The following is an 18,861-nucleotide window of genomic DNA, read 5'->3' as shown; positions in this document are numbered from 1 at the left end:
CCCCGCGATACTACTTGCTGAACCGCATCCTGAGCCAATGATCCAGGCTCAAGCGCCCGGCGCCCTTGAGCAGCAGAGGCAGCAATGCAACCAAGTAGATCAGCGGCAATTTGTAATTGCCAAAGCCCTGGTCGGTAATCGCATACCCCTGCGCCAGCTCAGCCAAACCTGACCAGTGCGCCGGCCAATGCACCGCCGCAATCGCTACTACGGTCACGACCATCAAGCCAAAGGAAGCCAGCCGGGTACCCAGGCCCAACAACAGCAGCAACGGCAGCACCAGCTCCGCCCACATCGACAGCTGCCAGTTCAGCTCGACTGGTAGCAGGTTGAAGGGGAATGGGAAGCGGGTTTGCAGGTCGGCGAACCAGTTGCTGCCATTGAACTTCTCCCAGCCGGATTCAAAAAACTCCCAAGCCAGGAACAGCCGTAACGGCAGGTCGGCGCTCCAGCTGCCGATGTGGTCGAAGGTGGTCAGGGTAATGGCTTTCATCAAGGTGGCTCCCGGGGCTAGTTGTGTGACCGGGAGTGTGTGGTTGTGGGGTGTCTGCAGTGTGTCGGCGGTGCGGGGGTTGTGTATCGGATTGTAGGTGCGCGCTTTTCAGTTGAGCTCGATCCGTGCGCACAGCCCGCCACTTTCGCGGTTGCTTAGGGTCAGTCGCCCCCCCATGGCCTGGATCAGCTGGTGGGCAATGGCCAGCCCCAAACCGGTGCCACCCGTGCTGCGATTACGCGAACCCTCCACCCGGTAGAACGGCTTTAGCACTTCATCCAGTTCGCCACTGGGTATCCCAGGCCCGTTGTCGAGCACACGGATCACGGTCATGCCGCCCTCGCGGCACACTTCCAGTTCGGCAGCACCGGCAAACTTGAGCGCGTTATCCACCAGGTTCACCAGCACTCGGCGCAGGGCATGCGGGCGGGTTTCCAGCAGGCTGCCGGTGCTGCCGTGGCGCGCCACCTGGGCGCCGCTGTCCTGATAGTCGAATACCAGGCTGTCGAGGAAGGCATCAAGGTTGACCCTGCAAGGGGCTTCGGTGCTGGTATCCATGCTGCGGGCATACGCCACGCCTTCGCGCACCAGGTGCTCCATTTCGCCTAGGTCGCTCCACAACTTGTCCTTTTCCACCCCCTCGTCCATCACCTCGACGCGCAGCTTCATGCGGGTGATCGGCGTTTGCAGGTCGTGGGAAATGGCCGCCAGCAACTGCATGCGTTCCTTGAGGTGGGCAGCGATGCGCGCCTGCAGGGCGTTGAAGGCCACCGCCGCGTAGCGCACCTCGCGGGGGCCGCTTTCATCCAGTTGCACACCGGGGCGGTCCGGGTCGAGGTTGTCCACCGCCCGGGCCAGTCGGGTGAGCGGGCCGATGGCCAGGTGCACTGCCAGCCAGGTACACAGCAACAGCACAGCCAGCTGAATCAGCAGTACCACGGGTAGCCAGCGTGCCACCGGCACCGGCGACGGGGTCACGTCGATGGTCAGTGGCGCACCGTCGGCCAGGTTCAGGTGTGCCTGGAAGTGCGCATTCGGTCCGGGGATTTCCTGGAAGGTCAGGCGATAGTCGCTGCCAATGGCCTTGACGATCGACTCGGCGGCCATCGGCGGGTCGCTGCTGGTCATTGCTTCGCCTGTCTGGCCCTGGTCGAGGCGGTAGCGATAGGTGCGCCGTTCCAGGCGTGGCAGCCAGGCAGCACGTTCGGCTGCGGGAAGGCGGTCGAGGATGGCGACCGAAGTGGCCACGTCCTGCTCCAGGTTGTTGAGCATCATCGAGCGGCTACTGATATAGCGCTCGTAGGCCTGCAGGCCGAACGACAGGCCGTAGGCCAGCACCAGGCCGGTGAAGAAGATCAGTGCCAGGCGCGAGGCCAGGGTACGAGGCCATTTCATGACAGCGACTCGAGCAATTGCACCGGCAGCGAGAACACATAGCCCTCGCTGCGCACGGTCTTGATACAGCTGGGCTCGCGGGCATCGTCGCCCAGTCGTTGGCGCAGGCGGCTGACCAGCAAGTCGATGGAGCGGTCAAAGATGTCGGCCTCGCGGCCTTGGGTCAGGTTAAGCAGTTGTTCACGGCTGAGCACCCGCTGCGGGTGGTCGAGGAACACCCGCAACAGGCGGTATTCGGCGCCGCTCAGGGCCACCAGGGTACCTTCGCTGTCGAGCAGGTGGCGCGCGGTGGTGTCCAGGCGCCACTGGCCGAAAGCAAGCAGGCGGCTGCTTTCGCTGATGGTCAGGTTGGGCGGCAGCATGCGCGTGCGGCGTAGCACGGCGTTGATACGGGCGAGCAGTTCGCGGGCCGAGAACGGCTTGGTCAGGTAATCGTCGGCGCCCATTTCCAGGCCGATGATCCGGTCGGTTTCGTCGTTGCGGGCGGTCAGCATCAATACCGGGGTGTTGCGGTGCTTGCCGGCACGCAGTTCACGGCACAGCAGCAGGCCATCGTCGCCGGGCATCATGATGTCGAGCACGATCAGGTCGACGCTGTTGGCTTCGAGAAAGGCGCGCATCTGCCGGCCGTCGGCGACGATGCTGGTACGCAGGCCGTTCTTCTTCAGGTAGTTGCCGACCAGTTCGCGGATTTCGCGGTCGTCGTCGACGATCAGGATGTGATCGACGTGTTCCATGCGCTGCGTTCCTGTGCAAAGAGGGGATGGGCGCAGTGTACCGAGCGCGTTCGCGCTTGCCTGCGGGGGTTTGTATTGCAGTGTATCTGCCATGGGTACAGATACAGCAGAAAGCACATCACCGTGTTGGGCGACACATACGGGATACCTGGCAGGCGTGAAATGGCTCTCGACCGGGGAACAACACTCCCCACACCCAAGTGTTACTCAGGAGAGATGCCATGAACGTCAAGACTTTCGCCAGCGCCAGCCTGTTCGCCGTGCTCAGCTTCGGTGCCATCGCTGCCCAGGCCGCCGCTACCCCGATGCACGATGGCGGGGCCATGCAGTACCGCTACGGCGAGCACCTGGATGTGAAGAAAGTGCTGTCGGTGCAGGATGATCAGAGCAATGCCTGTGGGCTGGTGAACACCCGCATGGACTACCTTGACTCCCATGGTCAGCCACAGAGCGTGCAGTACCGTACCTACGCCACCGGCGGTTGCCATGACAATTGATCGCCGCCTGATGTTGAAGGTGGGTGGTGTTGCCCTGGCGTTGACGGGGCTGGGCCTGGCCGGGCACCTGATGGCACGCGACAGCTACGGCGCCATGCCGTCGCTGTCGGGCGCCAGCCAGTGGATCAACTCGGTGCCACTGGATGGCCCGGCGCTCAAGGGTAAGGTAGTGCTGGTGGATTTCTGGACCTGGGACTGCATCAACTGCCAGCGCAGCCTGCCGCATGTCAACGAATGGGCGCGGCGCTATGCCGACCAGGGGCTGGTGGTGGTTGGGGTGCACACGCCAGAGTACGACTACGAGCATGATGTCGCCACCTTGCGGGGCAAGGTGGCCAGCCTGGGGATTGCCTACCCGGTGGCGGTGGATAACGACTACAACGTGTGGAATGCCTGGGGCAACCAGTTCTGGCCGGCCCATTACTTTGTCGACCGCAAGGGGCAGGTGCGCCATGTGCACTTTGGCGAAGGGGATTATGGCGGGCAGGAACAGGTGATACAGGCTTTGCTGGATGAAAAAGGGTGATCGGCCTGCATGGCCAGTCAGCGCCGCCGCAGCACAGTGGCCAACCCGACAGTCAGCACCACGGCGCAGAGCATGGCCAGGCTGATCGTGATGGCCATGCCCAAGGTTTCGAGCAGCCCCGCCAACACCAGATAAAACGCAATGACCCCCACTGCGCCGATCGCATTGCCCCGCACCATCGCCGCCATTGCGGCCCGCCCGCCCTGCACATGGGCGAACACCACCAGCGGCCAGGCAATCACCGGGATCGGCGCCAGCATGCCGCTGGTCGCCGGGCCCAGCCAACTGGCCAGGCGGGTGATGACCATCAGCAGGCAAGTGGCAGACACCATGCGCAGGGGGATCTCCCAGTAGCGGTGCCGGGGGCGGGCCAGGGTATCCGGCGTGGGCTCGCGGCCGCTGGCGTCGATCAACACGCAGATCAGCGCCAGCGCCACGGCAATCGACAGGTACAGGCTGCCCCAGTGGGTAAACGCATAGGCGGCCAGGCCATAGCACAGCAACGCCAGCAGGACGGACGCAGCGATGCCGAGGCGGCGGGTGGCCAACAAATAGAAGGTGTAGGTGGTCTGCACCGCTGCCAGGCCACCCAGTGCACCGGGTATCGCCCCCAAGGCAAAGGCCGGGCCCTGTTCCAGGCAGAGAAAGGTGATCACCAACGCCGAGGTGATCGGCAGGCCGGACAGCAGCCCACCCAGCAGGCCGCCCCAGCGCCGGGAAGCAAGCGAGATGGCCCACATCAACAAAGGAGTGACCGTCAGTTTCAGGTAAAACAGGGTCATTGCGGGTGTATCCAGGCTAATTGAAGGCGCGCCCGCCGTCGGCATTGGGTGGGGCGCGGATGCGTCAGGCGCGGCTGGCCTCCAGGGCCTGGGCCAGGTCGGCGATGATGTCGTCGCTGTGCTCGATGCCGATCGACAGGCGCACCATGTCCCGTGGCACGCCGGCCTTCTCCAGCTCCTCGTCGTTGAGCTGGCGGTGGGTGGTGGAGGCGGGGTGGCAGGCCAGAGACTTGGCGTCGCCGATGTTCACCAGGCGCACCACCAACTGCAGCGCATCGATGAAGCGTGCGCCGGCCGCCTGCCCGCCCTTGATGCCGAACGACAGGATTGATGCCGGTTTGCCGCCGGTATAGCGCCGGGCCAGTTCATGCTCGGGGTGGTCGGGTAGCCCGGCGTATTTCACCCAGGCCACCTGTTCGTGGGCCTGAAGGTACTGGGCGACCTTCAGCGCATTTTCGGTGTGGCGTTCCATGCGCAGGGCCAGGGTTTCCAGGCCTTGCAGGATCAGGAAGGCGTTGAACGGTGACAGCGCGGCGCCCGTGTTGCGCAACGGCACCACGCGGCAGCGGCCGATGAAAGCGGCAGGGCCGAAGGCTTCGGTGTAGGTGACGCCGTGGTAGGACGGATCGGGGGTGTTGAGCAAGGCGAACCGTTCTTTGTTGTCGGCCCAGGGGAACTTGCCAGCGTCGATGACGATGCCGCCGATACTGGTGCCGTGGCCGCCAATGTACTTGGTCAGCGAGTGCACGACGATGTCCGCGCCGTGCTCGAACGGTCGGCACAGGACTGGGGTGGCCACGGTGTTGTCGACGATCAGCGGCACACCGTGACGGTGGGCGGCCTCGGCCAGCGCGGCAATATCGACAATGTTGCCAGCGGGGTTGCCAATGGACTCGCAGAACACCGCCTTGGTGCGTGCGTCGATCAACGCTTCGAGGGCGGCGATGTCGTCATGGGCGGCGAAACGGGTGTGGATGCCCATGCGTGGCAGGGTGTGGGCCAGCAGGTTGTAGGTACCGCCGTACAGCTTGGCCACCGAGACGATATTGTCACCGGCTTCGGCGACGGTCTGGATGGCGTAGGTGATGGCCGCCATACCCGACGCCACCGCCAGCGCGCCCACCCCGCCTTCGAGGGCAGCCATGCGCTGCTCCAGCACATCGTTGGTCGGGTTCATGATGCGCGAGTAGATATTGCCGGCCACCTTCAGGTCGAACAGGTCGGCGCCGTGCTGGGTGTCGTCGAAGGCGAAGGAGGTGGTCTGGTAGATCGGTACGGCCACCGCCCGGGTGGTCGGGTCGGGGCTGAAGCCCGCATGGATGGCAAGCGTTTCCAGCTTCATGCAATCGTTCCTTGAGCGTGGGTGGAAGCGTTCGAGCATGCGTCGGCGGGCGGGCGTGGGTCAAGGACGTCGTGGTTGTGCCCGTGCGCCTGCGCCGACTGTAAAGATAGGCAAAGTTTCCCCGGGCCATCATGCCGCCGCTCTAGAATCCGCCCGCTGCCAAGCCGGCCAACGGCGGGCAGCGGATCTAGCCTAGTGGAGCGTTGCTATGAAGTTGAAACACCTTTTCCGCGCAGCCCTGGTGGCGGCGCTGGTATCCGCCTTGTCGGGTTGCTGGATGTTCATGCCGCCGGGTGGTGGTGGGGGGCATGGTGGTGGCCACGGCGGTGGCGGTGGCTTTGGCGGCCACCAAGGCGGCGGCCCACGCTAAGCTGCCCCCCTGCACAGAGCGGTCAATTATTGCTGTGCGCTGCCACCGCGTTGGCCAGCAGCTTGAAAACCTTCAGTGGGCTCATTTCGATGGGCTGGTCGGCCGGCTGCGCATTCGGCGTTACCCACGCCTCGTCAGAGTGTGAGTACACCGAGCTGTAGTGCATATCGTCCAGGCTTACCCCGGGGGCGCTCCAGGACAGCATCAGGGCGAGCAGCAGATGCTCTCGCAGCCCTGCGCGTGGTACGTGGTCGGCCGACTTGGCGAGCGCAGCGAACATCCTGTGCAGAAATGCCCCCAAGTGCTCTACTTCTTCAGGTGTAGCCCGTGCTGCACTGCCACGGTACAGCGAGACGTGGCAGATCGACTTGTCGCTGACCTCCTCGGGTAGCGGAACCAGGATATCGGTCGGCATCTCCGGTATTTCGAAGCTGAGCAAATGGTCGAATCGATCGTCGCGCTCAGGCGTACGGTAGTAATCGAAGTACTGAGGCATGAAGCCATGTTCCCTGGCGGTGGTCAATGTGACGTCGATGATGAAACCCAGGCGTTGCAGACCCTCAAGCATGTAACGGATGCCTTCGTCGAGCACTTCGCGATAATTGCGGTTGCGCTCACCTTGAGCGTTGAAAATGTGCCCTTCGACATCCCGCACATCAGCCAGCAAGTTGCGCAATACGTCACGCCGGCCTGCATAGAAATACTGCCAGGCGTGCTCCCAACGCACCTGTTCGAAGTCCACGGCAGGTTGAACGTGAGTGGGTAGCGCCGATTGTTTGGCCTGCAGCGCGTTGATCTGTTTCTTCAGTTCTTCAATCTGTGCTGTCAGTGCCCTTTCCTGGGTCGACAGGCCTTCACGCATGCCCAGGCGCAGTGTGTCGATACGCGTCTGTCCGGAGACTGGGTATTTGAAGCGTGCCACTGCAGGGCGGTGGTCCCCCAACACATGTTCGCACCAGCGTGCGAAGGTCGCGTGCTCGCCATTCGCCTTGGGCAAGCGTTTGCTTAACTTGTTCAGTGTGCTGTCGTCGAATTCGCTGCAATCAAGCAAGACGTCGTAGCGTTTCAGGATGTTCAACTGAACCTGTTGAACGAGGGCGTCGCGATCCATGCCTAGGGGCTCCGTGGCGGTAGAGAGGGCTGCGCAGCACAGCACGGGCAGTTTACGTTGCCGGTAAATTGATGGCTACTGGCTATCGTGCTGTAGGTGTTCAGCTTGCACCGTTTCGGCGGGTGGCACGGCGGCCTGGGAACGCTGCAGCGTAGCGTTCTTGTTCGCCACGCCGAACGGCACATGCACCATCGGCAGATTCCCCGCTGGCGATTGCAAATGCGTGCGCTGGTCGTCGAAGAACACATGCGGTTTGAGGATCGACAGCACCCTGGGTTTCTCCATCCCACCCAGAAAGAAGCACTCATCTGGCGACACGCCCCAATCCTTCAAGGTGGTCACCACCCGCTCATGGGAAGGTGCATTGCGCGCCGTGACGATGGCAATGCGCAAAATTCGCTTGTACGTCGGGTCCTCGGCCAGCTTGCGATCTTCGAGCATGCGTATCAGCGAAAGCTTGCGGTACAGGTCCGCCAACGGCCCAGGCGAATGCGGGGTGCCCTTGTGCACGCGCTCATGTTCCTGAAAGTCGTCCAGGTTGTCGTTGCGCTTGTACACGCTCTCGGCCTCGTCGTCGGCGATCACGCCATCGAAGTCGAAGGCCACTCGCAGCTCTGTGTCGATTTCATCGTCGTAGATGCGTGTAGGCAGCACGCGCCCGGCCGGGTAGTTGGCGTCGATGGCTTTTTGCACGTCTTCCTCATTGGCACTGAGGAACAGCGAGGCATTGAATGCCGGGATGTATTCGTAAGGCGAGCGGCCCGACATGAACGCCGCGCGGGTGATGTCCAGCTGATAATGGTTGATCGAGCGAAACACCCGCAGGCCGGTTTCGGGCGAGTTGCGCGAGAGCAGTACCACCTCCACTGGCAATTGCTCGGGGAAGGCTTGATTGATGCTCAGGAAGCGGCGAATGAAAGGGAACGCCACACCTCGGGGAAACGGCTCGTCCAGGTTTTGCTCCTGGTGTTGGCGATAGGCCTCGACACCTTCGGACTTGTAGATGTCGTCCGAGACAGTGAGGTCGAACAGCGCACTCGAGGCAACGCCGATGACCAGTTTTTCTTCAATAGGGTAGGGCATGAGTTGCTCCTGCAAGTGGCCTGAAAGCGAGTGTACGCGCACGCTGCGTCGAAAGCCCTCAGGCCTCCGGCGCCAGCCCGAGCAGTACTTGAATCTGGTGTTGCAGCTGGCTCACATGTTCGCGCTCCGTGCGCAGAGCCGCGTGCAGCGTGCTGTTCTCCTGCCTGTGGATACGTGCGGTGTGTTCCAGTTCACGGTCGCTTTGCAGCAGGCTCCATATCTCGCCTTGGCGGACAAGTTGGAGACACACCAGCAGCAGAGTAATGCCGCAGACACCCAGCAGGGCGATTTCGATTGCTTCCATGTAACGTTCCTCGGGAGTGGTCATCAGCTGGTAAGCAAAAAGATATGTCGCCAATAATTACATGTCGATAGTGATGACTTATACAGGTAAGAGAATGGTGCAGGTTCAGCGGGACTCGCCCTGGCGCGTCATGACGCAGCGGCAGGCAATTTGATATCACTCAGTGCAAGCGATGCCACGGTGGACAAGGCTTTGCCAGCATTGAGGGTGCCGTGAGCAGACGGTGCACGCCTTCACCAAGATGTGACTGGCTACTTTACATATCTGGCTTGGTCAGCCTTGTCAGATACCTGGCCAATTTCTCAATTCCATAACTCATCAGTGGATCCGGTGATGCCATTTTGATAGCTTCCCCCGCTTTATCGCAGTATCCGGATAGATTGATGAACCAGCCACACGAACACAGCACTCTGACGCCTTCCAGCGAGGCGGATGTGGACAGGGTGATCGAGAACACTATTGAGGCAGACGCTTTGACCCGGCAGGCCACCGAGCAAGGCGCGTTGATGGCCAGTATCGAGGTGCTGAACAAGAAGCTGGTGGCAAGTACCCTGGCCCGGGTGCAGAAGGAAGGGGCGATTCGCAAGAGCCTTGAGCAGCATCAGCAGCAACTGGCAGCCAGCAACCTGGCCCGGGAAGGCCTGTCCACCACAATGACCACTGCGTTGAAGAAGCTCGCACTGGCAACCAGCGCTCAGGCAGACCGTGTGGACAGCGTGGAGTCACGGCTAGCAAGCCTGGCTGAGCGTCAATGTGAATGCGAACAGCAGTCAGCACCCGGTTGGCCAGCGTATCTGGAACGGCACGCCGTGTCGTTGCTGGCCTTGGCCGTGGCGGTCTTTACGCTGGGGCTGCACCTGCTCGGTTAACGCGGACCGGCATCGCGCAGGGTGGCTTGGCCCTGGCGTTCTATTGCCGTCAGATCAGGATGTAGTCGCTGCGTACCACCAGCGGCTCATGCGGCCCTTCGACCAGGTGCACAAACTGCCCGTCCACCTGATCGATCGCCAGGCATTCATCGACATCGAGCAGGGCATCGGTGTGCGGCTTCAGCCAATGCGCTTGCATCCGCTGCTTGCCCAGGGCCTTGGCTGCAGCCTTGTTGTGGGCGGCAACCAGCAGGAAGCGGTGCGCCTCGCCGAACACATCGCGTTCATACCCGCCGAGGTTGATGAAATACAGGCGCAGAGCGCCGCGTGCGGGTGAGCCCGGGCGCAGTTCAATGCGCTGGCCGTCTACGCCGTGCACTTCCAACCACGAATCGATGTGCAAGCCTTGCGGGCTACCGAACCACGCCTTGCGCAGCTGCGGGTAGGCCTGTTCGAAGGTATCGGCCTGGGCGAATACCACGTCGTGGACTTCAATCTTGGCGCCGGGGTGGCGGCCTCCGAGCATGACGACGTAAAGCATGGGCGATCCTTTGCAGGGTTGATGTAAGCGTGCGGCATTAGGACAGGTGCTGTATCAGAAAGTCCACAAAAACCCGCACTCGCGCGGGCATCGCCGGGCCACCGACGAACACTGCATGGATCGGCTCGCGGTCGTCAGGGTTGTATGCCTCGAGCAACGGCACCAGCCGCCCACTGGCCAGGTCATCGACCACGGTGAAGGTGCCGATTCGCGCGATGCCGGCACCCAGCCTGGCCAGTTGCGCCAAGGCTTCACCGCTGCTGCATTCGATATTTCCCGCCACCCTCAACGAGAACGTTTGCCCGTCGCGACGAAACGGCCAGTCGGGGGCGGCGCGGCGGAAGTTGAAGCGCAGGCAGTTGTGCCGGGCCAGGTCTTCAGGCTCAAGCGGGGTGCCGCAGCGTTGCAGGTAGTCAGGTGAGGCAACTACCACCTGGCCGGTTTCGCCAATGGTACGGGCGCTCAACGAGCTGTCCGGAAGGTGCCCGAAACGCAGCGCCACGTCGGCCTGGCCGCCGAGAATGTCGGCTACCTCGTCGCTGAGGGTCAGGTCGACCAGCACCTGCGGGTAGCGCGCGCTGAAGGCTGCCAGTAGCGGCACGACGGTCAGCCGGGCATGGCCCAGCGCAGCGCTGACCCGCAAGCGCCCGCGTGGCACGCCCTGGTCTGTGATGGCCTCTTCGACTTCGAGCATGTCTGCCAGCACCCGCCGCGCGCCGCGCAAGTACGCCTCACCCTCGGGGGTGAGGGTGATCGCCCGGGTGGTGCGCAGCAGCAGGCGAGTGCCCAGGCGCTGTTCGGTGCGGGCGAGGATGCGGCTGACCGCGGAAGGCGTCAGGTTCAGTGCCCGCGCGGCAGCCGATAGGCTGCCCTCGTGTGCCACCCTGGCAAAAACCTCCATCTCTCCAGATCTGCCACTGAAGTCCATTTGTGCCTCACAAGCAAAGGTGGTTCGCAAAAAAGCAGTCTAGTGCGACTTTGAAACAGATCGTAGCATTCGCGGCATAGATAAGGAGCTTGCCATGCGTATCAATCCACCTCTCGTCGCACTCGCCATCGGTGCCTTTGGCATCGGTGTCACGGAGTTCGCCCCCATGGGCATGTTGCCCAGTATCGCCACCGACCTTGGTGTTTCCATTCCTGCTGCCGGGCTGCTGGTCAGTGCCTATGCCATTGGCGTGCTGATCGGCGCGCCTTTGATGACCCTGGCCACGGTGAAGATCCCACGGCGTTACCTGTTGATCGGGCTGATGGCCATTTTCACCCTGGGTAATTTGATGTCGGCCCTGGCCAGTGACTACGCCAGCTTGCTGGTGGCCCGCGTGGTCACCTCGCTCAACCACGGTGCTTTCTTCGGCATCGGCTCGATCGTCGCGGCCAGCGTGGTGCCGCCCGAGAAGCGCGCTGGGGCCGTGGCAGCCATGTTCATGGGCTTGACCCTGGCCACCATCGGCGGAGTGCCGTTGGCGACCTGGTTTGGTGAAATGCTGGGCTGGCGCACGGCGTTCTGGGGTATAGCCGGGCTTGGCCTGGTGGCGATGACCACGCTCTGGTACGCGCTGCCCAATGTGGCCGCGCCCAAGGGGGATGGGGCCCTGGCCGAAATCCGCGTGCTAGGCCGTGGGCCGGTGCTGGCGGCGTTGTTGCTGACCGTGGTGGGTTCCAGTGCGATGTTCACGGTGTTCACCTACATTGCGCCGATCCTGCAAAGCGAAGCGGCGGCGTCCACCACCTTCGTGACGGCCATGCTGGTGTTGTTCGGTGTCGGCCTGACCCTGGGCAACGTGTGGGGCGGCAAGGCGGCGGATCGCTCGATCGATCGCACGTTGATCCTGTCGTTGGCCGTTTTGATTGCCGTGTTGCTGGTGTTCCCGCTGGTGCTGGACTGGCCGCTGCCGACGGCTCTGGCGATCCTGGTCTGGGGAGCAGCGAGCTTTGCTTTGGTTCCACCCCTGCAGATGCGGGTGATGGAAGCGGCCAAAGATGCGCCCAACCTGGCATCGGCAGTCAACATTGGCGCGTTCAACCTGGGTAACGCGATTGGCGCGGCACTGGGTGGCGCGGTGATCAATGCGGGGCTGGGTTACCCGGCGATTTCCCTGGCGGGCGCGGCGATGGCGGCGTTGGGGTTGGTGATGGTGCTGCTGTTTGCCTGGCGTGGGCGAGTAGTGGCTGCAGCGGGGCAGGTGGCGCTGTAGCACGCTGAGTTCGCGCCCCTACCGCGACACAAGGTCGCTTCCACAAGTGCAGCGCAAGCTCCAGGTGCTGCGCGGTCTCTGTGGGAGCGGCCTTGTGTCGCGATGGGCTGCAAAGCAGCTACCGCCCCTGTACACACCCACCCCGCCCGCCGATAAAAGTCGTTGTTGGCGTTACGGCGTACCATTGCGGCCATGCAGGTGATAGGCCGGGCGCTCGCTCAGGCGTTCGTAGTAGTCGCGCACTGCCGGCAAGTGCGGGTGCTCGAATGGCGTTTCGAACCAGCGATTGACCGACAGGCCGATAGGGATGTCGGCCAGAGTGAACTGGTTGCCGGCCACATAGGCACCGGTGCCGGCCAGCTGACGGTCGAGGATGTGCATGTAACGCGACCACTCCGCGCAACCGGCCGCAAGCGCCTGTGGGTCTTGGTGGGCGGGTGAATGCCTGACCAGCGACATGAACGCGTAGCTCCACGAACGGTTCAGGTCCGAGGCCTGCCAGTCGATCCACTGGTCGATCCGGGCCCGCGCCTGCGCTTCGCTTGGATAGAACGCGGTGGCGCCGTAGCGGTTGGCCAGGTAGCGGATGATGCTGTTGGACTCCCACAGCGTAAAGTCGCCATCCTGGATCACCGGGACCATGGCATTGGGGTTCAGTGCCAGGAACTCGGCGTTGTCGGTGGGCTGAAAGCCTGACCCCCAATCCTCACGCTCGAACGCGACCTCGAACTCGGCACAGGCCCACAAAACTTTCCGCACGTTGATGGAAGAGGCTCTGCCCAGTATCCGTAGCATGGTGTTCGTCCTTGTGTAGGGGAGGTTGATCGTCCGCCACTGCCGTGCAGTGGTCAAGGGGCCGAACAGCGACGGAACCGCCCTTCGTAATGTTCTTGTAGTCCATTTCCGAAAGTAACCCTTTTCACCCCCTTGGCTATTGTGGAGGTAGCCGGAGCACCCTAGTCTCCGCACGCCCGCAACCCACCAAGCCCGGTCAGGCTTGCCTGGGGGGCGTGAAGTTGGCACCCTTGGGCGGTTTTGAACGTCTGTAACACGACAGAAGGAAGTATGCATTGAGCTGGGACAAGGTGGGGAAGCTTCTCGTCGCCGTGCTGATTGGCCTGGTGGTCCTGTTGGCCGCCTACGCGTTGCTCAGGGGCAACCCGCGCTTGGAGGCGTCACTGACCTATGCCTACCTCACTTACCCCAGCCAGTTCAGCGAGCGTATCAGCAAGGCCAGCGAACAGCTCAAGTACGAACAATTGCAGGGGCGCATCAACAACATCGAACAGGGCGAACTGAGCCATGACCAGGTCGAGCGGCTGATCGAAATGGCTCAGGCACCGTATGCCCAACTGTTCGCCAAGCCGTTCGAAGCCGGGCTGGTCGACCACCGCACCGGCTTGCTCATCGAGCTGCGCAACAGTGGTGACGCGCAGGTACGCCAGGTGAAAATCCGCCTGCCAGCCAAGGGCCTGGTGCAGGTGCGCGATGCTGCCGGCAACGACACGCTGCTGGAAACCGCAACCGCCCAGGTGGAGATCCCGGCCATAGAGCCAGGCGGTACGTGCAAGGTGTGGGTGTATTTCGACGCAGACTATTCACAGATCCGCCAGGGCGGGGTCAGCATCAGCCACGCCAACGGTGCCGCCAATGTGCAGGTGTACCACGAGGTCATCGGCTTCCCGGCCTTGGTGGCCCGCTACAGCCGCGAGCTGATGGTGTTGCTGGGAGCGCTGGCGGCCACCGTGCTGGGGTTGGGCTACGCCTGCCTGGCACGACGTACTACGCGGTAAGCGCCTGCAGAAAAATGCGGGCATGCGTGTGCTGCAATCAAAGGTTATTTGCTGCAAACGCAACGCTGCCCCATTGACCACCCTTTATAGTGCTCGGCATTACAAGAGCCATGCCGAGCCTGCCTGATGATCCCTTCCCTGGACTCCATTTTTTCTCGCCTGCGCCTACGCCAGTTGCGCCTGTTGATCGAGCTGGACCGTTGCGGTTCGCTGCACAAGGCGGCCGAAGCCATGGCCATCTCCCAGCCCGGTGCCACAAAGGCCTTGCGCGAGGTGGAAGAAGTGCTGGGCGTACCGTTGTTCCAGCGCTTGCCTAGTGGTTTGGTGGCCAACGATGTGGGCCGTTGCGTGGTGCGCTATGCGCGGCTGATTCACAGCGACCTGGGGCATTTGCGCGAAGAAGTGCTGGGCATCGTACAAGGCCAGGGTGGGCGGCTGGCGGTGGGCTGCATCATGGGCGCTATGCCGGCGCTGGTCAGCGCCTTGGGGCGCTTGCGCCGCAAACAGCCACAGTTGGCCGTGGAGATCGCCGAGAACACCAGCGCCAATCTGCTCGCTCAGCTGGATGAGGGGCGGCTCGACCTGGCCATCTGTCGACCGGGCCTGGGCCGTAACGCTGCGGAATATGCCTTTGTCGAACTGGCTCATGAGCCACTGGCGGTGGTCGCGCACCCACAGCACCCACTGGCTGGGGCGATGGCCCTGGAGATCGGCGAGCTGAGCCAGTACCGTTGGGTTGTCTACCCGGCCAACATGCCCATGCGCCAGGCGCTGGAGCGCGAGTTGAGCGAGGCCGGAGTGCAAGTGCCACGCTATCCGCTGGAAACCTTCTCCACCTTCGCCACCTTCATGCTGCTGGAAGATGATCCGAGCCTGGTGGCGGTCATCCCGAGTGCAGTGGCGGCCTTCGCCGAACAGCGTGGGTTGCTGGTGTCGCTGGCGGTGCAGCTGCGGGCGTTGAGCGAGCCGTTCGGCATCGTGCACCGGGTAGCGGCGCCATTGTCGCCAGCGGCGCGGTTGCTGGTAGAGGAGTTGGTAGCTGGTTGACGCGCCACAGTGCCTATCCACCCCCGACCCGTTGTTGCAGCGCTGGTGGGGATAAGCAATGGTTATTGGTAGATCAGCTCTTTTCATTATCGGTGGCCGTGACCGGCGTTCTAGATTGTACCGGCACGGCCTGCCTGCAACCCTGTAACTGCATTACATCTAGGAGCAACCCAATGGATCTAGGTATTACCGGCCGCTGGGCCATCGTCTGCGCGGCCAGCCAGGGCCTGGGCAAAGGCTGCGCCGAGGCGCTTGGCAAAGAGGGCGTCAACCTGGTCATCAATGCCCGTACCGACGCCACCTTGCAGCAGACCGCCAATGAGTTGCGCGCGGCTAATCCGGGCATCGAGGTGCGTACCGTAGCCGGTGATGTAGCCGATGCCGAGGTACGTCAGGCGCTGCTGGCGGCCTGCCCGCAGGTCGATATTCTGGTCAACAACGCCGGTGGCCCGCCACCGGGGGACTTCCGTGACTGGGGGCGTGAAGACTGGCTGAAGGCGTTGGACGCCAACATGCTCACCCCCATCGAGCTGATCAAAGCGGTGGTCGATGGCATGGCCGAGCGGGGGTTCGGCCGGGTGGTGAATATCACTTCAGGCGCAGTGAAGGCACCGATCGACATACTGGGCCTGTCCAATGGCGCCCGCAGTGGCCTGACCGGCTTCATCGCCGGACTGGCCCGGCAGCAGCGCCTGGCGGGCAGCAACGTGACGCTGAACAACCTGCTGCCCGGGGCGTTCGACACGGCGCGTCTGCAAAAGACGTTGAAGGCGGCAGGCGGTGATGTGCAAGCCACTGCCCAGGCGCGGCGCAAGGCCATTCCGGCGGCACGCTTTGGTGATGCCGGGGAGTTCGGTGCTTATTGCGCGTTTCTGTGCAGCGCGCAGGCCGGATACATCACCGGGCAGAACCTGCTGATTGATGGCGGGGCGTATCCGGGTACGTTCTGAAAGCTGGGGCTGTAAAGCAGCCCCAATATTCAGATTGAATCAGCCCGGTGATCAGTGAATCGCCACCGGGTTGATATTGACTTGAGTCGAGCCCTTGTACAGCGGCTGGCCCAGCACGAACAGGAACTCGAACGCCTTGTCTTTCACCAGCGCGCGCGTGTCGATCAATTCCAGGTTGTAAATGCCACGCTTGGCCAGCATGAATTGGTTGACCGGGAACTCTTCACCGGTCGGGTTGGGGTATACCTCGGAGGCCCAGGTATCGCCACCGAAGGCGACGATGCCCTGATCCGCCAGCCATTCGGCAGCCGGTAGGTCGATGCCTGGCTCGGTGGCGAGGAACTGCTGGTTATCCTTGCCGACCAACTCCAGCCAGCCGGTGTTGAACAGCACCACATCACCCTTGCGCAGGGTAATGCCTTCTTTCTTCAGCACCGCCTTGATGTCTGCGACGGTAAACGCGGTGCCACCCGGTACGATGGCCTTGCCGAAGTAGGCCGTCATGTCCAGCACCACACCACGCGTGACCATGGGCGGTACTTTCTCCACGCCGAGCTTGGTCACGCCTTCGACGGTGACGAAATCCGCAGCCTTGTTGCCGTTGTAGTAGACGTTGTCGATGCCGATATGACCGATGCCGTTGAGCTGGGTGCCAACGCCGGTCCAGCCGTTGACCAGTTCATCGTTGAAGCTGAACTTGTTGCGGCCGAGGGTCTGGCCGGCCTGCTCGCCGGGCTGGATGTTGTACAGGTGAAAGCTGCGGTGGCGGAACGCCGGCAAGTCCTTGCTCACGGGTACGGCCAAGGGGTAGGTCTTGCCGGTCTTGACCAGGCCGACGGCCTGCTTGACCACGTCTGGGGTGAGCAGGTTGGCAGCGCCGATTTCATCCTGCTTGCCGTACGGCGAGTGCTGCCAGTCGGTGGCAAGGGTAGCCTGGGCAGTGGTCGCCAAGGCGACGGCCAGCAGCAGGGGCTTGAAGCGTTTCATCGTGTACTCCTGAAAGTGATGCGTTGTCAGGAGCGAATTCTGCGCAGGGCCGGCACCGGGAAAAAGCGCTCGGCAGGACAATGATATTTGCCTGCCGGTCAACAACCGCCATCGTGCAGCGCCAGGCTCTGGCGCAGCTGTTCCAGCATGGCCACGCGCAGCGTCTTCGGGGCTTGCACGCGGATCGAACCCGCTTGCGACAGCAGCCAGCCCATCAGTGCCCGGTTGTCGTCGACGGTGGCCACCAATGCCGCGCCGCCGCTCGCTTGCGGGGTCAGCTGCATGTCTGCGGACAGCGGGGATTCTTTCAGCAGGCGCGCCAGTGTGTCGTCCACCCAGGCGTGCAGTTCAACCTGTGCCGGGGGTGTGAGTATGTCCGGTTGCAGTGGCTGCGCATCGACCAGGCTCATGCTCGGTTGCCAGTACCAACCGTAGGGCATGCCTTTGCTGTTGCACTGCAGCGGGAACAGCGCAGCGAGCTCGACCAGGTCGCGCTCGACGGTACGTTTGCTGGTGGTATGACCCACGGTTGTCAGGGCGGCCTGCAACTGGGTAGAGCTCATGCCCGGATGGCGGCCGGGCAGCAACTTGAGCAACTGCCACTGGCGGGCAATAGTGTGGCGGGTTGGGTGGCTGGGCAAAGGGCTCGTCCTTGAGGGCAGGCACCAAGCCTGCCTGAGTAATGGCGTTTAGCTATTGCCCAGCATACCTTGTCACAGAATGGGATCCAAGTTGCGCGGATGCCCTTCAGCCGAGGCGCGTCACCCATTTGCCTGCGCCTTGGCCTTCTTTCAATTGCCGCAGTGCATCGGGCAGCGTGGCGAAGTCGAACTCACGGCGTTGAGGCGCGATCAGGCTGCCATTGGCGACAGCCTGCAACAGCTGTTCACCAGCCATGCGCAGGGCCTGGCGATCTGCCAGGCGGCCATGGGCATGCACGCTGTTCAGCGCCACTTCATGCAGCGAAATGGCTGTGCTGAAGGCGGCTGTTGGCGCGCTTTCCTGGCGGTCCTGGATGCACACCAGGTGCCCGTTGTAGCCCAGCAGGTGGGCGAGGCTGCCTGCGTGGGCGCCACTGACGGTGTCGAACAGGGCATGCAGCGGGCGCTCACCCAGGGCGACCTGCAACTGCTGTTGCCAGTCGGCGTCGTGGTAGTCGAACACGCCGCTTGTGCCCAGCGCCTTGAGCGCCGCGTGGTGGCGCTGGCTGGCTGTCGCCCATACGCGCAGGCCACGTTGTGCGGCCAACTGCGCCAGGTAGAAGCCCACCGCACCACCGGCACCAATCACCAGCACATCGCGGCTGGTGCCTGCCGGTATCTTGGCCAGGGCCTGCCAGGCGGTCAGCGCGGGGCAGGGTACGGCGGCGGCGGCGCTGTCGCTGAGTGCGCTGGGGATGTGCATCACCAGGCTGGCATCGAGCAGGCAATGCTCGGCGAAACTGCCGTCGCGAGCCAGCGACTGATGGTAAGCCACGCGGCTGCCCAAGGGCAGTTCGACGCCTGCGCCAGCGGCGACGACCACCCCGGCGCCATCCACACCCGGTACTGTGCCTTGCTGCCAGGCCGGATGGCCCCATTCGCAGATTTTCCAGTCCACCGGGTTGAGGGCTATAGCTCGGTTGGCCACCAGCACTTCGCCGGGGCCGGGTTGCGGCAGGGGTTTGCGCAGCAGCTGCAGGCCTTCGAGGCCGGCGTTCGGGGTCCAGCCCCAGGCTTGATAATCAGTTGGCATGGTGCGGGTCCTTGTGAGACGAGTATGGGCGGCAGGCTAGCGCAGATGAGGCGGGGGATACAGGCGGGGGGGGGGGAAGGGGGTTTTTCGGGGGGGGGAAAA

22 protein-coding genes are annotated in these 18,861 nt (G+C 63.1%); 8 read left to right on the top strand and 14 right to left on the bottom strand.

What is annotated here, in order from left to right:
- Window positions 1-10: 10 nt before the first annotated feature.
- The 3 genes from APH42_RS04360 to APH42_RS04350 form a co-directional block, all read right to left on the bottom strand.
- Window positions 11-493: a DoxX family protein gene (locus APH42_RS04360; protein ID WP_012271658.1), complete on the bottom strand. Its 483-nt coding sequence runs from the start codon at window positions 491-493 to the stop codon at window positions 11-13.
- A 108-nt stretch (window positions 494-601) separates the two neighbouring features.
- Window positions 602-1,888 carry a HAMP domain-containing sensor histidine kinase gene (locus APH42_RS04355; RefSeq protein WP_012271659.1) on the bottom strand — a complete coding sequence of 429 codons (1,287 nt, stop codon included), beginning with the start codon at window positions 1,886-1,888 and terminating at the stop codon, window positions 602-604.
- Window positions 1,885-2,625: a response regulator gene (locus APH42_RS04350; RefSeq protein ID WP_012271660.1), complete on the bottom strand. Its 741-nt coding sequence runs from the start codon at window positions 2,623-2,625 to the stop codon at window positions 1,885-1,887. Before APH42_RS04350 ends, APH42_RS04355 begins: the two co-directional genes overlap by 4 nt.
- A 221-nt stretch (window positions 2,626-2,846) precedes the next feature.
- Here APH42_RS04350 and APH42_RS04345 point away from each other — a divergent pair, with 221 nt between their 5' ends.
- Window positions 2,847-3,122: a DUF2790 domain-containing protein gene (locus tag APH42_RS04345; RefSeq protein WP_012271661.1), complete on the top strand. Its 276-nt coding sequence runs from the start codon at window positions 2,847-2,849 to the stop codon at window positions 3,120-3,122.
- 10 nt (window positions 3,123-3,132) lie between these two features.
- Window positions 3,133-3,648 (top strand): thioredoxin family protein, encoded by a 516-nt coding sequence (locus APH42_RS04340; protein WP_041166457.1) that lies wholly within the window; start codon window positions 3,133-3,135, stop codon window positions 3,646-3,648.
- 17 nt (window positions 3,649-3,665) lie between these two features.
- Here APH42_RS04340 and APH42_RS04335 read toward each other — a convergent pair whose 3' ends face one another.
- Window positions 3,666-4,430, bottom strand: coding sequence for a hypothetical protein (locus APH42_RS04335; protein WP_012271663.1), 765 nt, complete (start codon window positions 4,428-4,430; stop codon window positions 3,666-3,668).
- A 64-nt stretch (window positions 4,431-4,494) separates the two neighbouring features.
- The gene (locus APH42_RS04330; protein ID WP_012271664.1) at window positions 4,495-5,772 is read right to left on the bottom strand and encodes a bifunctional O-acetylhomoserine aminocarboxypropyltransferase/cysteine synthase; all 1,278 of its coding nucleotides are present in this window, start codon (window positions 5,770-5,772) and stop codon (window positions 4,495-4,497) included.
- 208 nt (window positions 5,773-5,980) lie between these two features.
- Between APH42_RS04330 and APH42_RS30105 the strand changes: the two genes are divergently transcribed.
- Window positions 5,981-6,142, top strand: coding sequence for a hypothetical protein (locus tag APH42_RS30105; RefSeq protein WP_176729454.1), 162 nt, complete (start codon window positions 5,981-5,983; stop codon window positions 6,140-6,142).
- Between the two features lie 22 nt (window positions 6,143-6,164).
- Here the strand turns inward: APH42_RS30105 and APH42_RS04325 are convergent, their stop codons facing one another.
- The 3 genes from APH42_RS04325 to APH42_RS04315 form a co-directional block, all read right to left on the bottom strand.
- Entirely contained in the window at window positions 6,165-7,253 is a 1,089-nt protein-coding gene (locus APH42_RS04325) for a hypothetical protein (RefSeq protein WP_060492815.1), read from the bottom strand.
- Window positions 7,254-7,328: 75 nt separating this feature from the next.
- Window positions 7,329-8,336: a 5'-nucleotidase gene (locus APH42_RS04320; protein WP_012271667.1), complete on the bottom strand. Its 1,008-nt coding sequence runs from the start codon at window positions 8,334-8,336 to the stop codon at window positions 7,329-7,331.
- 58 nt (window positions 8,337-8,394) lie between these two features.
- On the bottom strand, window positions 8,395-8,640 hold the full coding sequence (locus tag APH42_RS04315) for a hypothetical protein (RefSeq protein WP_041166458.1): 246 nt from the start codon (window positions 8,638-8,640) through the stop codon (window positions 8,395-8,397).
- A gap of 383 nt (window positions 8,641-9,023) precedes the next feature.
- Between APH42_RS04315 and APH42_RS04310 the strand changes: the two genes are divergently transcribed.
- On the top strand, window positions 9,024-9,509 hold the full coding sequence (locus APH42_RS04310) for a hypothetical protein (RefSeq protein ID WP_060492814.1): 486 nt from the start codon (window positions 9,024-9,026) through the stop codon (window positions 9,507-9,509).
- Window positions 9,510-9,558: 49 nt separating this feature from the next.
- Here the strand turns inward: APH42_RS04310 and APH42_RS04305 are convergent, their stop codons facing one another.
- Together APH42_RS04305 and APH42_RS04300 are read right to left on the bottom strand one after the other, a co-directional pair.
- A complete protein-coding gene (locus APH42_RS04305; protein ID WP_060492813.1) occupies window positions 9,559-10,050 on the bottom strand; it encodes a DUF1543 domain-containing protein in 492 nt (163 codons plus the stop codon).
- A 37-nt stretch (window positions 10,051-10,087) separates the two neighbouring features.
- Window positions 10,088-10,978 carry a LysR family transcriptional regulator gene (locus APH42_RS04300; protein ID WP_012271671.1) on the bottom strand — a complete coding sequence of 297 codons (891 nt, stop codon included), beginning with the start codon at window positions 10,976-10,978 and terminating at the stop codon, window positions 10,088-10,090.
- 94 nt (window positions 10,979-11,072) lie between these two features.
- On the opposite strand from APH42_RS04300, the gene APH42_RS04295 reads away from it, so the two are divergent.
- Window positions 11,073-12,248: an MFS transporter gene (locus APH42_RS04295; protein ID WP_012271672.1), complete on the top strand. Its 1,176-nt coding sequence runs from the start codon at window positions 11,073-11,075 to the stop codon at window positions 12,246-12,248.
- 171 nt (window positions 12,249-12,419) lie between these two features.
- Here the strand turns inward: APH42_RS04295 and APH42_RS04290 are convergent, their stop codons facing one another.
- On the bottom strand, window positions 12,420-13,043 hold the full coding sequence (locus tag APH42_RS04290) for a glutathione S-transferase family protein (RefSeq protein ID WP_060492812.1): 624 nt from the start codon (window positions 13,041-13,043) through the stop codon (window positions 12,420-12,422).
- Window positions 13,044-13,318: 275 nt separating this feature from the next.
- On the opposite strand from APH42_RS04290, the gene APH42_RS04285 reads away from it, so the two are divergent.
- The 3 genes from APH42_RS04285 (at window position 13,319) to APH42_RS04275 (ending at window position 16,038) form a co-directional block, all read left to right on the top strand.
- Window positions 13,319-14,041 carry a hypothetical protein gene (locus APH42_RS04285; RefSeq protein WP_060492811.1) on the top strand — a complete coding sequence of 241 codons (723 nt, stop codon included), beginning with the start codon at window positions 13,319-13,321 and terminating at the stop codon, window positions 14,039-14,041.
- Window positions 14,042-14,167: 126 nt separating this feature from the next.
- Window positions 14,168-15,088 carry a LysR family transcriptional regulator gene (locus tag APH42_RS04280; protein WP_012271675.1) on the top strand — a complete coding sequence of 307 codons (921 nt, stop codon included), beginning with the start codon at window positions 14,168-14,170 and terminating at the stop codon, window positions 15,086-15,088.
- Window positions 15,089-15,261: 173 nt separating this feature from the next.
- Window positions 15,262-16,038 carry an SDR family oxidoreductase gene (locus APH42_RS04275; protein ID WP_012271676.1) on the top strand — a complete coding sequence of 259 codons (777 nt, stop codon included), beginning with the start codon at window positions 15,262-15,264 and terminating at the stop codon, window positions 16,036-16,038.
- A gap of 51 nt (window positions 16,039-16,089) precedes the next feature.
- On the opposite strand, the gene APH42_RS04270 is transcribed toward APH42_RS04275, so the two are convergent.
- The 3 genes from APH42_RS04270 to APH42_RS04260 all read right to left on the bottom strand — a co-directional run bounded on the left by APH42_RS04270 (window position 16,090) and on the right by APH42_RS04260 (window position 18,759).
- Window positions 16,090-17,025, bottom strand: a complete 936-nt coding sequence (locus tag APH42_RS04270) for a cyclase family protein (RefSeq protein WP_012271677.1) — start codon at window positions 17,023-17,025, stop codon at window positions 16,090-16,092.
- Window positions 17,026-17,123: 98 nt separating this feature from the next.
- The gene (locus tag APH42_RS04265) at window positions 17,124-17,666 is read right to left on the bottom strand and encodes a WYL domain-containing protein (RefSeq protein ID WP_012271678.1); all 543 of its coding nucleotides are present in this window, start codon (window positions 17,664-17,666) and stop codon (window positions 17,124-17,126) included.
- 106 nt (window positions 17,667-17,772) lie between these two features.
- On the bottom strand, window positions 17,773-18,759 hold the full coding sequence (locus APH42_RS04260; RefSeq protein WP_012271679.1) for a zinc-binding dehydrogenase: 987 nt from the start codon (window positions 18,757-18,759) through the stop codon (window positions 17,773-17,775).
- Between the last annotated feature and the right edge of the window lie 102 nt (window positions 18,760-18,861).

It is taken from the genome of Pseudomonas sp. NBRC 111140, assembly GCF_001320885.1.
Classification (GTDB): domain Bacteria; phylum Pseudomonadota; class Gammaproteobacteria; order Pseudomonadales; family Pseudomonadaceae; genus Aquipseudomonas; species Aquipseudomonas putida_P.
This window is presented reverse-complemented; position numbering and strand designations above follow the sequence as displayed.